This is a genomic window from Hymenobacter rubripertinctus, assembly GCF_003583925.1.
GTDB classification, from domain to species: domain Bacteria; phylum Bacteroidota; class Bacteroidia; order Cytophagales; family Hymenobacteraceae; genus Hymenobacter; species Hymenobacter rubripertinctus.
This window is the reverse complement of sequence record NZ_QYCN01000015.1, coordinates 47626-60637: the sequence shown is the minus strand read 5'-3', so window position 1 is coordinate 60637 and position 13012 is coordinate 47626. Positions and strand designations below refer to the sequence as shown.

Annotated in this window: 7 protein-coding genes; 3 read left to right on the top strand and 4 right to left on the bottom strand. The window is 63.2% G+C overall.

Going from position 1 to position 13012, the window contains the following annotated elements; all coding sequences use genetic code 11:
* The first annotated feature begins 25 nt into the window (after positions 1-25).
* Both D0T11_RS11340 and D0T11_RS11335 read left to right on the top strand, forming a co-directional pair.
* Entirely contained in the window at positions 26-568 is a 543-nt protein-coding gene (locus D0T11_RS11340) for a hypothetical protein (protein ID WP_119655907.1), read from the top strand.
* Positions 569-635: 67 nt separating this feature from the next.
* A complete protein-coding gene (locus D0T11_RS11335; protein WP_119655906.1) occupies positions 636-1631 on the top strand; it encodes a Ppx/GppA phosphatase family protein in 996 nt (331 codons plus the stop codon).
* Between the two features lie 104 nt (positions 1632-1735).
* On the opposite strand, the gene ppk1 is transcribed toward D0T11_RS11335, so the two are convergent.
* The 4 genes from ppk1 to D0T11_RS11315 form a co-directional block, all read right to left on the bottom strand.
* Positions 1736-4057, bottom strand: coding sequence for a polyphosphate kinase 1 (gene ppk1 / locus D0T11_RS11330; protein ID WP_119655905.1), 2322 nt, complete (start codon positions 4055-4057; stop codon positions 1736-1738).
* Positions 4058-4196: 139 nt separating this feature from the next.
* Complete coding sequence (gene gyrB, locus D0T11_RS11325) at positions 4197-6185, bottom strand: DNA topoisomerase (ATP-hydrolyzing) subunit B (protein WP_119655904.1); 1989 nt, start codon at positions 6183-6185, stop codon at positions 4197-4199.
* Positions 6186-6344: 159 nt separating this feature from the next.
* A complete protein-coding gene (locus tag D0T11_RS11320) occupies positions 6345-7691 on the bottom strand; it encodes a T9SS type A sorting domain-containing protein (protein WP_119655903.1) in 1347 nt (448 codons plus the stop codon).
* Positions 7692-7827: 136 nt separating this feature from the next.
* Positions 7828-8193, bottom strand: a complete 366-nt coding sequence (locus D0T11_RS11315) for a winged helix-turn-helix domain-containing protein (RefSeq protein ID WP_119655902.1) — start codon at positions 8191-8193, stop codon at positions 7828-7830.
* A 240-nt stretch (positions 8194-8433) separates the two neighbouring features.
* On the opposite strand from D0T11_RS11315, the gene gltB reads away from it, so the two are divergent.
* Complete coding sequence (gltB, locus tag D0T11_RS11310) at positions 8434-12948, top strand: glutamate synthase large subunit (RefSeq protein WP_119655901.1); 4515 nt, start codon at positions 8434-8436, stop codon at positions 12946-12948.
* The last annotated feature ends 64 nt before the right edge of the window (positions 12949-13012 follow it).

Here is a 13012-nt window from a genome sequence, read left to right as displayed (position 1 = left end):
GCCAAACCCTCCTACCTTCGCGCGCATGGACCGAATTCTCGAAGTATGGAAGCCCAGCGGCCGTAAGCTGGCCGAGTTGGTATTCTACTACGATGCTCTCCCAGCGGGGCAGGTGGTCGTGACGGGCTTCGAGCCCGCCACGCCCCCCGAAGGCACTCCCCCCGACGAGTCGCTGCTGGTGGCTGTTCCGTTGGGATTAGTTGCCTTTGCCCACGAGCAGCTGGATTCGGTGGCCGCCGTACGAGCCTTCGATGCCGGGTTCATCGGGCAGCACCTGGCCCCGCTCCTGCCCGAGGTTCTCGGCCCTTACCAGCTCACGTATTCGCCCCGGCCGGCGAACTGGCGCTACGTAGCCGCCACGCCCACCACCGTGTTGGGCATCATCGATGTCGAGTTCAGCTTCGGGAAAAACGCCAAGCACCTGCGCCTCACCTCGGGCTCCTCGCGCCGCTGCGACCAGCATGTTGCGGCCGATGTACTAACCACCAACATCCAAAGTATCGCCGACTTGTTGCGGCAGCAGGGCCACACGGTGGCGCTGGCCGATATCCGGCGGGTGAGTTTCTAGCCCAAACCCGCGACTTGGGCTGGTTAGCGGCTATATTTGCGCAACTTTTTTCCTGTTTCCGTACTGCATGGATTTCCCCTTACTCAAACTAGCCGCTATTGATATTGGGTCCAACGCCGTGCGCTGCCAGATTTCGGCGGTGCTCCACCACAACGACCGGTACCGGCTCAAGCGAGTGGAATACGTGCGCTACCCCTTGCGCCTGGGTGAGGACGTGTTTGCCACCGGCCATATTTCGGAGAAGAAGCAGGACAAGTTCCTCAAGTTCATGCACGCGCTGCGCCTGCTGATGGAGGTGCACGACGTGGCCCCGAACCACTACCTGGTGTGCGCCACCTCGGCCATGCGCACCGCCGAAAACGGCCCCGAAGTAGCCGAGCGCATTCAGCGGGAGCTGGGCATGAGCATCCGCATCATCGATGGCCAGGACGAGGCCCTCTACATCAACCGGGTAATTGAGCACCTGCTCGAAGACAAGAAACACTACCTGCACATCGACGTGGGCGGGGGCAGCACCGAGTTCAACATCTACCACAACCGTCGCAAAGTGGCTTCCCAGTCGTTTGAGGTGGGCAGCATCCGGCGCATGCAGCAGGAAGAAGCCGGCCTGAGCACCGAGGCCATGCGCGCCACCTGGCAGCGGATGGAAGACTGGGTGACCGAAAACGCCCGCCGCTACCACGTGTCGCGGGCCATCGGTACGGGCGGCAACATCAACAAGCTCTACAGTATGGCCCAGGCCGGGGCCATGGACCAGCCCGTGACCCGTAAGCGCATTGCCGCCATCCTGGAGCGCATCACCAACATGAGCATGGACGAGCGCGTGAACGTGGCCCTGCTCAACCCCGACCGCGCCGACGTTATCGTGCCGGCCGGCCACATCTACGTTTCGGCCATGGAGTGGGCCGACATCACCCAGATGCAGGTGCCCGACATCGGCCTCAAGGACGGCATGCTGCAAACCCTGTTCGAGGAGCACTTCGACGAGTTCCGCGCCACCGACGACCACCGCCCCGGCTGCCCCAAAACCACCGTCCCCAGCCGCTCCCCGGAGGTAGAATAGCCTATTTGTCATTCCGACGAAGGAGGAATCTGGGTCAACGACATAGTCCGATGTCGTTGCTCCAGATTCCTCCTTCGTCGGAATGACAGATCCTCCCCTTACCGCTACGCCAGGTCGGCTTCCTCGCTGGCGTCGAAGCCGGGGCCGGAGCTCATGGGCACCTCCTGCTGGAAGCTTTCGGGTTCAGCTTCGGGCTCGCACTGGCCTTTGGGCAGAATATCGGACGTTACGACCACCACGGCGTGGGTGGGCTGGCCGTTGGCGTCTTCGGAGGAGGCGCGGATATTGGCCACTGACAGCCAGTCGTCGTAGAGCGACGTTTCGGGCACCAACACGAAATTCTTGCTGTAGAACTCCTTGTGCAGATTGGAAATGGGCTCGTCTTCGGCCGGCGTACGGCGCACGTAGGCCCCGTCCTCGCGCATCACGTAGGTGTTCTGGTTGTCCTGGAGGTTGTAGTAGAGGATGTTGATGGCCTCGCGCTTGAGCTGAGGATTCACGATCAGGAACAGCGCCTCCAGCCGCCGCTCGAAGGAGCGCACCATCAGGTCGGCGGAGCCGGCGTACACGCAGGGCGTGCCGGCCTGGTGGAAGTAGAACAGGCGGGCGTGTTCCAGGTAGTCGCCCACGATGCTGCGCACCTCAATGTTCTCGCTCAGTCCGGCCCGGCCCGGCCGCAGGCAGCAGATACCCCGCACAATGAAGCGGATGGGCACGCCGGCCTTACTGGCCTTGTAGAACTCGTCCACCATCTCCTTGTCTTCCAACGAGTTCATCTTCATCACGATGCCGCTGGGCAGGCCCTTTTTAGCATTCCGGACCTCCTCCCGAATCAGGTGCACCAGTTGCTGGCGCATGTCTTTGGGAGCCGTAATGAGGTATTCGTACTCGTCGGGCTGGCTATGGCCGGTAATTACGTTGAAAAATTCCGACACGTCGTGGCCGTACACGTCGTTGGTGGTCAGCAAACTCACGTCGGTGTAAATGCGGGAGGTCTGCTCGTTGTAGTTGCCGGTACCCAGGTGCACGTAGCGCGTCACCTTTTCGCCCTCCTTGCGGATGATCATGAGCATTTTGGTGTGGGTCTTGAACTTGCTCACCCCGTAAATCACGAAGCAGCCGGCCTTTTCCAGCCGTGCCCCTTCCCGGATGTTGCGCTCCTCATCGAAGCGGGCCTTCACCTCGAACAGCACCGACACGTGCTTGCCGTTTTCGGCCGCCTTGAGCAGGGCCGCCGTTACGCGTGAGTCGTCGGCGAGCCGGTAAATAGTTTGCTTGATGCCCAGCACGTGGGGGTCTTCGGCGGCCTGCTCCAGCAGCCGCACCACCGGGTCGATGCTGTTGTAGGGGTGGTGCAACAGCACGTCGTGGTGCTTGAGATACTCGAACATGTTGCCGTCTTCCATTTCCTCGGGCAAGCTCAGGGGCGCTACCGGCGCCGGCTGCTTGAAGCCCTTGCCCCGGAAATTCGGGTGCTTGAGAATCTGCAACAGGCCCTTCATATCGATGAGCGAGTTGATGACGAACACGTTGCCGTTGTCGATGTTCCACCGCTCCCGCAGCACCTGCATCAGGAAGGCCGAGGCATTGGGTTCCACCTCCAGACGCACCACCCGGCCCTTCTTGCGGGTTTTGAGGCCCGACTGGATTTCCTTGATGAAGTTGGCGTCGATGTCGTCGGACTCCTCCAGGGTGAAGTCGCCGTTGCGGGTAATGCGGAACATATCCGCCGACAGGATTTCGACGTTGCGGAACAGCTTGTCCAGGTTGGCCCGCACGATTTCCTCAATCGGCACGAACATCACCTTATCGCGGCGGGTGAGTTCAAAGAAGCGCGACAGGTTCTGCGGAATCTGCACGAACGTAAGCCGCTCCTGCCCCTTTTCCATCTCAATATCGCCCGAACCCGTGCGCGTAACCACCCCGAAGATGAGCATCTGGTTCATCATCATCGGGAAGCCGTGGTAGGAGTCGTACACCATCGGCGTGAGCAGCGGGAACACGGTGTTCTTGAAGAAGCCATCGGCCTTCTTCACTTCCAGCTCCGTGAGCTCGGCCATGCTCAGCACGTTGAAGCCGTTCTTCTCGAAGGTGGGCTTCAAATCGTTCAAATACGTGAGCGACTGGTCGTTCACGAACCGATGGGCAAAATCGAGCAGCTTACGCCGGAAAGGCATTTCGCGCAGGCCGGAATAATCCACCCGCTCCTTGCCGTAATCGATATAGTTATAGAGCGAGCCCACCCGAATCATAAAAAACTCGTCGAGGTTGCTGCTGGTGATGGCCATGAACCGAAGCCGGTCGAAGAGGGAGCGGCTGGTGTCGCGGGCCTGGTCGAGCACGCGGTAGTTGAAGCGCAACCAGCTCAGGTCGCGACTGATATACTTGCTTTTGCGAATGAGGTCGGCAGATTTGAAGATTTTCATAAAGGAAGCGGCTTAGAGCGCAAAATACGGCAAAACCGCGCCGTTTGGTGTTTTTGGGGGAGGAAATGCTGAATGGAACCATAATACAAAAAGGCCCGCTGTGCAGCGGGCCTTTTTGTATTATGGTTATGCGAGATACTTACACGTCGAGCTTGGCGTACTTGGCGTTCTTCTCGATGAACTCGCGGCGGGGGGCCACTTCGTCGCCCATGAGCATGGAGAAGAGGTGGTCGGCTTCGGCGGCCGACTCCACGGTTACCTGTTTGAGGGAGCGGGTGGCGGGCTGCATGGTGGTGCTCCAGAGCTGCTCGGCGTTCATTTCGCCAAGGCCCTTGTAGCGCTGCACGTTCACCGTTTCGGGCTTGCCCCGGCCCATTTCTTCCTGGGCGGCCATGCGCTCCTCCTCATTCCAGCAGTAGCGCTCCTCCTTGCCCCGCTTCACAAGGTAGAGGGGCGGCAGGGCGATGTAGATGTAGCCCCGGTCGACCAGTTCGCGCATGTAGCGGAAGAAGAAGGTCAGGATCAGCGTCCGGATGTGGGAACCGTCGATGTCGGCGTCGGTCATGATGATGACCTTGTGGTAGCGCAGCTTTTTGATGTTGAGCGCCTTGGCATCGGCCTCAATCCCGTTTTCCGGGTCGGCCGCCACCCCGAAGCTCACGCCCAGGGCCGTAATCATGTTCCGGATTTCCTCGTTTTCGAGGATGCGGTGCTCCTGGGCCTTCTCTACGTTGAGGATTTTACCCCGCAGCGGCAGAATGGCCTGGAAGGCGCGGTTGCGACCCTGTTTGGCGGTACCACCGGCCGAGTCCCCTTCCACGAGGTAAATCTCGCAGATTTCGGGGTCCGACTCGGAGCAGTCGGCCAGCTTGCCGGGCAGGGAGGTGGAGCCGAGCACTGATTTGCGCTGCACCATTTCGCGGGCCTTTTTGGCGGCAATCCGGGCCTTGGCGGCCAGAATCACTTTCTCCACGATGATGCCCGCTTCCTTAGGGTTTTCCTCCAGGTACTGGCTCAGGATTTCGCCCACCACGGTGTTCACCGCGCCGTTTACCTCGTTGTTGCCGAGCTTGGTTTTGGTCTGGCCCTCGAACTGGGGCTCCTGCACCTTCACCGAAATAACGGCCGTGAGTCCCTCGCGGAAGTCCTCGCCCGAAATCTCCACCTTAGCCTTCTCCAGCTTGCCCGACTTATCGGCGTAGGCCTTGAGCGTGCGGGTGAGGGCCGAGCGGAAGCCGGCCACGTGGGTGCCGCCCTCGTGGGTGTTGATGTTGTTGACGTAGGAGAAGATGTTCTCCTGGTAGGAGTTGTTGTACTGCAAGGCCACCTCAACGGGCGTGCTGCCCTTCTCGCTGATGACGTGGATGGGCGCGGGCATGAGGGCGTGGCGCTCGGTGCCGTCGAGGTACTGGACGAACTCGGCCAGGCCGCCCGTGGAGTAGAACTCCTCACCCATGAACTCGGCCCCGTTCTCGCCGGGCTCGCGGCGGTCGGTGAGCGTGATGCGGATGCCGCTGTTGAGGTACGACAGCTCCCGCAGGCGCGAGGCGATGGTGGCGTACTTGTACACGTGCTCGGTGAAGATGGAGTCGTCGGGCAGGAACACCACCTCGGTGCCGTGCTCGTCGGTGGTCCCTATTTCCTTCACCGGGTACTGGGGTACCCCGATTTTGTAGTCCTGCTCGTACATTTTGCCGTTGCGGCGCACGGTTACCTTCAGGTCCTGGCTGAGCGCGTTCACGCAGCTCACGCCCACCCCGTGCAGGCCGCCCGATACTTTGTAGGAGTCCTTGTCGAACTTGCCGCCGGCGTGCAGCACCGTCATCACCACTTCCAGGGCCGAGCGGCCTTCCTTCTCGTGGAAATCGACGGGGATGCCACGGCCGTTGTCGCGGACGGTAACGGAGTTGTTTTCGTTGATGGTAACGTGAATCGTGTCGCAGTGGCCGGCCAGGGCTTCGTCGATGGAGTTGTCGACCACTTCCCACACCAAATGGTGCAGGCCCTTGATGCCGGTGTCGCCGATGTACATCGACGGACGTTTGCGCACGGCTTCGAGCCCTTCGAGTACCTGAATGCTATTGGCGGAATACTCAGCGGGGGCTTTCTTCTCAGTTGTTTCGCTCATGTTGCGGTTGGTTCAGCGCTTCGTGCGTAAGTGAGCAAAGATACCGAAAAAATCCGGTTTTTGCCAGCCCCAAGGCCCATTCGGCCCGGGTGGAACCGGACGCGAAAAGCCCGGTCTTCGCGCACGAAAACCGGGCTTTTACAAGGCGTCGGGCCGGGCTTACCGCACCTGAGCGCGCAGGTGGCTCACGCCGGTACCGGATGCAAGCCGGACCTGGTAGATACCGGCCTTTTCCTGGCTCAGGTCGAGTCGCAGCTCGGCCGTGCGGCTGGCGTCCAGGGCATGACGCTGCACCTGGCGGCCCAGCGCGTCGAAGACGGTGAGCGTGGCCGGGCCGGCATGGGCGGCAGCGGGCCACTGCACCCGGAACTGGCCCGTGCTGCTCGGGTTGGGGCTCAGGCTGGCCCCCAGCACCAGAGTTGCCGCCTGCGTGGTGGGCAGCACCGTGCTGGTGAGCTTGTTGGCCCCGGCACCTTCCAGCGAGGGCACGTTAACGGTTCCGCTCCACACGGCCGTGGGGCTGGCCGCGTCCACGAACAGGTGATTCAGGTTGTTTTCGATGCTGACCCAGGTCAGGCCGTTGTCGCGGCTGTAGGAGGAGCCCGCGTCGGTGCCCCCCAGGCCCACGGAGATGTAGTTGCCGGTGCCCGGCACATTATCCAGGCCCACGCTGTGCAAAGGCCCCGAATACGTTTGGGCGGCCCAGCTAAGGCCCCCGTCAACGGACCGGAACAACTGGTGTTTGCCGTTGGCCCCGGCAATGGTGGCCAGGCCGTTCAGCTCGTCGCGGAACGCAATATTTTCGATGGGGTCAGCGGCGACCCTCTTCGTTACGCCCCAGGTTTTCCCCTTGTCGCGGGAGTAGAAAATGTCGCCTCTGTTGTTGGGAAACCAGATGGAATTGCCCACCGTGGCGGGCGGGTAGAAATCGCCGTATTCATCTGCCGACCCTACCGGCACGTTCAGCGCACGCGCCCAGGTGGTTCCGCCATTGGCGGTGTAGTAAATTTCCATCCCGCCACCGTTGCGCCCGTCGGGGTCGCCCATTACCACGCCTTCGTTGGCATTGAAGAAGTGGATGGTATTGGGCCAGCTGTCGGGCTGGCTGAACATATCGGACGTACTCTGCACCGTCCAGGTGGCGCCGGCGTTGGTGGTTTTAAACACCCGGCAGGCGGCCGAGCCCCGTAGCGTAGCCACCCAGGCCGTGGTGGCACTCACCGCCGACAGGCTCTGAATCGTTTCGTCGGAAATGTCAATGTCGGCAATGGCCAGCACCGTCCAGTTCTGGCCCCCATCGAAGGTGCGGGCGACCTCGTTGACGGAATTGCTATTGGCGCTGAACAGGCCGTTGGCAAGGGACCAGGCCGTGTTGTTGTCCACCGCGTCCACGTAGAGCGGGATGTTGTCTGGCTCAGTGAAGGTGAAGGGCTGCCGGACCCACTGGGCCTGGGCACTGGTAGCCAGCAGCAAGCCGGCCACCACAAACTGTAGATTTTTTTTCATTTGGAAAAGGAAGTAGAACAGAGACGAATCGGCTTCGGCAAAGCCCGCCCAAAGACACTGGGCTTCGCCGGCAAAGAAAGTCCAAGATACAGCTTACCCCGGATTAGGCTGCGGTGGGGCGGCCTTTTAAGGTCTGCTACAACACCCGGGCCGCCTCGGCCCGCAGGAACTCTTCGAAGCGCACTTGCAGGGTGAAGAACTCCTGAATCAGCTGTTGGCCCTCGGCCGTTACCTCGGCCCCGCCCCCGCGCCTGCCCCCGGCCGTAGTCATAACCAGCGGCCGGGCGGCCAGCGCGTTCAGGGAAGAAACCAGCTCCCAGGCCTTTTTGTAGGACATGCCCATCTGCTTGGCCGCCTTGGTGATGGAACCCAGCGACTGGATGTGGGTCAGTAAATCCAGGCGCAGGACGCCGATGAGCCGTTGCGCGTCGGTGGTTTCCACCCAAAGGCCGCCGTTGATGCGAAAAGAAACGTCGGTGCGGAGTAAGTGACTTATATGCATAAAAACAGGTGTGAGGAAGACGGTTGGAAATTGTAGCACAGTCGGGCAGGCCGGACGCTCAAAACGTGGCTGCGGCGCGGGAAAAGCGGTGCAACCAGCTCCGTAAGCAACGCTGGGCGGCTTGGAAATCGGGACGAGCGGGCGGAAGCCAGCGCCCCCCGCCCGCCCGGCACTAGCTTATGCATCCGGACCGACTGCCGGAGGTCATCTTTATCACCCCCAACCTACGACAACTTTCCGATGGAGCAAACTGCCCCGCAAGGACTATACCGCCCGGAGTTTGAACACGACGCCTGCGGCACCGGCTTCGTGGCCGACGTGGCGGGCCGGCCCTCGCACCAGCTGGTAACCGACGCGCTGACGATTCTCGAAAACATGGAGCACCGCGGGGCCTGCGGCTGCGACCCCGACTCGGGCGACGGGGCCGGGCTGCTGCTGCAACTGCCCCACTGGTTTCTGCTGGAGGAATGCACGCTGCTGGGCATCCGGCTGCCCGAGCCCGGCGAGTACGGCGTGGGCATGCTGTTTCTGCCCAAAAACCCCGGCCTGCGCCACGTGGCCCGCACCCTCATCAACGCCGCCGCCGCCCGGCTGGGCCTGCCCGTGCTGGGCTACCGGCCAGTGCCAGTAAACCCGGCCGGCATCGGGCCCACGGCCCTGGCCGCCGAGCCGGCCATGGAGCAGCTGTTTGTGGGCCGCCCGGCCGGCGTGGCCACGGAGGAGGACTTCGAGCGCCGCCTCTACGTGCTGCGCCGCCTCATTATCCGCGAAACCACGGCCCAGCTGCCCCAGGAGGACGTGTACTTCGCCTCCCTCTCCTGCCGCACCATCATCTACAAGGGCCAGTTGACCACCTACCAGGTGCGCGGCTACTTCCCCGATTTGTCGGATCAGCGCGTGACGTCGGCCATCGGGCTGGTGCACTCCCGGTTTTCGACCAACACCTTCCCCAGCTGGCGGCTGGCCCAGCCCTTCCGCCTGCTGGCCCACAATGGCGAAATCAACACCCTGCGCGGCAACCTGAACTGGTTTTACGCCGGCCTGCCCACCTACCTCTCGCCCTACTTCACGGCCGAGGAAATGGAGATTCTACTGCCCGTCATCGACGCCAATCAGTCGGACTCGGCCTGCCTCGACAACATTGTGGAGCTGCTGCTGCACTGCGGCCGGCCCCTGCCCCACGTGATGATGATGCTGGTGCCCGAGGCCTGGGACGGCAACGAGCAGATGGACCCGCTCAAAAAAGCCTTCTACGAGTTCCACGCCACGTTTATGTCGCCCTGGGACGGGCCGGCGGCACTACTCTTCACCGACGGCCGCCTGGTGGGGGCCATGCTCGACCGTAACGGTCTGCGCCCGTTGCGCTACGCCCTCACCACCGACGGGCGGGTGCTGGTGGCCTCCGAGGCCGGCGTACTGGCCCTGGACCCCGAAACGGTGGTGCGCAAGGGCCGCCTGCAACCGGGCAAAATGCTGCTCATTGATACCGTGGCCGGCCAGCTCATCACCGATGAGGAGCTGAAAAGCCGGGCCGCCACCCGCCAGCCCTACGGCGAGTGGCTGCGCGAGTACCAGATCCGGCTGGAAGAACTGCCCGAGCCCCGGCTGGTGTACACCGACCTTTCGGCCGAATCGGTGTTCAAGTATCACCAGGTGTTCGGCTACACCCGCGAGGACCTGGACACCCTGCTCACGCCGATGGCCGTGGAGGGCAAGGAGCCAATCGGCTCGATGGGAGTGGACTCGCCCCTGGCCGTGCTCTCCGACCAGCCCCAGCACCTGAGCAGCTACTTCAAGCAGTTCTTCGCCCAAGTCACCAACCCGCCCATTGACCCCATCCGGGAGCGGCTAGTGATGAGCCTGGCCACCTTCATCGGCAACAACGGCAACATTCTGGATGAGGACAAGATGCACTGCCACTGCGTGGCCCTGCGCCAGCCCATTCTCACCAACCACGAGCTGGAAAAGCTGCGCAGCATCGATACAGGCCTGTTTAACGCCAAAACCATCAACACCTACTTCCGGGCCGACGGGCAGCCGGGCTCCCTGCAAGCGGGCCTGGAGCGCCTGTGCCGCTACGCCGAAGACGCAGTGGACGACGGCTTCGAGGTGCTGATTCTCTCCGACCGCGCCCTCGACTCAGAACACGCCGCCATTCCGTCGCTGCTGGCCGTATCGGCGGTGCATCACCACCTGATCCGGAAGGGCTACCGGGGTTCGGTGGGGCTGGTGGTAGAGGCCGGCGACGTGTGGGAAGTGCATCATTTTGCCTGTCTGCTGGCCTTTGGGGCCACGGCCATCAACCCCTACCTGGCCCTGAGCACCATCCGCACCCTGCACTTCCAGGGCCGGCTGGGCGGCGTGGGCGTGGCCTCGCGCAAGCTGGAGGCCAACTACCTCAAAGCCGTCTGCGACGGGCTGCTGAAGATTTTCTCCAAGATGGGCATCAGCACCCTGCAGAGCTACCACGGGGCCCAGGTGTTCGAGATTCTGGGGCTGAACCGCGACGTGGTGGACGCCTACTTTACCGGGGCCGTGAGCCGCATCGGGGGGCTGGGACTCGATGAAATTGCCCGCGAAACGTTGTTCAAGCACGGGCAGGGCTTCCGCAGCAGCACCCTGGAAGAGCAGAATTTGCTGCCCGAGGGCGGCGTGTACCAGTGGCGCCGCCGGGGCGAGGCCCACCAGTTCAACCCCGAAACCGTGCACCTGCTCCAGCAGGCCACCCGCACCAACAACTACGCCACCTACCAGCGCTACGCCCGCCTCGTGAACACGCCCGACCAGGGCGCGGCCACGTTGCGCGGCCTCCTCGATTTTGCCTACCACCGCCCGGCCGTGCCGCTGGAAGAGGTGGAGCCGGCCGAGCATATCATGCGCCGCTTTGCCACCGGGGCCATGTCGTTCGGCTCCATTTCGCACGAGGCCCACAGCACCCTGGCCATTGCCATGAACCGCATCGGGGGCAAAAGCAACACGGGCGAGGGCGGCGAGGACCCCATGCGCTTCGAGCGGCTACCCAACGGTGACTCCATGCGCTCGGCTATCAAGCAGGTGGCCTCGGCCCGTTTTGGCGTGACGGCCCAGTACTTAACCAACGCCGACGAGCTGCAAATCAAGATGGCCCAGGGCGCCAAGCCCGGCGAAGGCGGCCAGCTACCCGGCCACAAGGTAGACGAGTGGATTGCCCGGTTGCGCCACGCCACGCCCGGCGTGGGCCTGATTTCGCCCCCACCCCACCACGACATCTACTCGATTGAGGACCTGGCCCAGCTGATTTTCGACCTCAAGAACGCTAACCGAGCCGCCCGCATCAACGTGAAGCTGGTGAGCAAGGCGGGCGTGGGCACCATTGCCGCCGGCGTGGCTAAGGCCCACGCCGACGTGATTCTGGTGGCCGGCTACGACGGCGGCACCGGCGCTTCACCCCTGAGCAGCATCCGCCACGCGGGCCTGCCCTGGGAGCTGGGCCTGGCCGAAGCCCACCAGACCCTAGTGCGCAACCAGCTCCGCAGCCGGGTAGTGCTCCAGACCGACGGGGGCCTGAAAACCGGCCGCGACCTGGCCGTGGCTACTCTGCTGGGGGCCGAGGAATGGGGTGTGGCCACCGCCGCCCTGGTGGCCGGGGGCTGCGTGATGATGCGCAAATGCCACCTCAACACCTGCCCCGTGGGCGTGGCCACCCAGGACCCCGAGCTGCGCCGCCTCTTCAGCGGCCAGCCCGAGCACATTGTGAACCTGTTTCGGTTTCTGGCCGAGGAGCTCCGCGAAATCATGGCCGGGCTGGGCTTCCGCACCATCAACGAAATGGTGGGCCGGGCGCAGTTTCTCAAGCCCCGGCCGGACATTACCCACTGGAAAGCCCGCCACCTCGACCTGCGCGACCTGCTCTACCTCACGGCCCCGGCCGCCGGCAGCACCCTGCACCAGAGCGAAAACCAGGACCACGGCCTGACCCACATCCTCGACTGGCAGCTGCTGGAGCGCGCCCAGCCGGCCCTGGAGCACCAGCAGCCCGTAACGGCCGAGTTCAGCGTCCGCAACACCGACCGCACGGTGGGCACGCTGCTGTCCAACGAAATCACGAAGCGCTACCACGCCGCCGGACTGCCGGCCGGCACCCTGCGCTTCATGTTCCGGGGGGCGGCGGGCCAGAGTTTCGGGGCGTTCTGCGCGCCGGGGCTGGCCCTGCACCTCGAGGGCGAGGCCAACGACTACGTGGGCAAGGGCCTGAGCGGGGCCCGCCTCGTGATTTACCCACCCGCTACGGCCCGCTTCGTGCCCGAGCAAAACATCATCATCGGCAACGTGGCGCTTTACGGGGCTACTTCCGGCGAGCTGTTTGTGCGCGGGCAGGCGGGGGAGCGGTTTGCGGTGCGCAACTCCGGGGCCACGGCCGTGGTGGAAGGCGTGGGCGACCACGGCTGCGAGTACATGACGGGCGGACGGGCCCTGATTCTGGGCCGCACCGGCCGCAACTTCGCGGCCGGCATGAGCGGCGGCATTGCCTGGGTGTACGACGCCAATGGCTCCTTCCCCCAGAACTGCAACCCCGATATGGTGGACCTTGACCCGCTCGATGCCGACGACGAAACCCACATCCAGCACCTGCTGAGCCAGCACGTGGAGCTCACCGGCAGCCAGCTGGCTGCCTTTCTGCTCGGCAACTGGGCCGAGGAAGCCAGCAAATTCGTGAAGGTATTCCCTTCAGAATACAAGAAAGTGCTGCAAAAAGTGGCCGTGGCGGCGGGGTAATCTTTTATCAAACAATACGTTATGCCGCGCAGATGGCGCATCAAGCCAGCCCGGAACGAGGTAC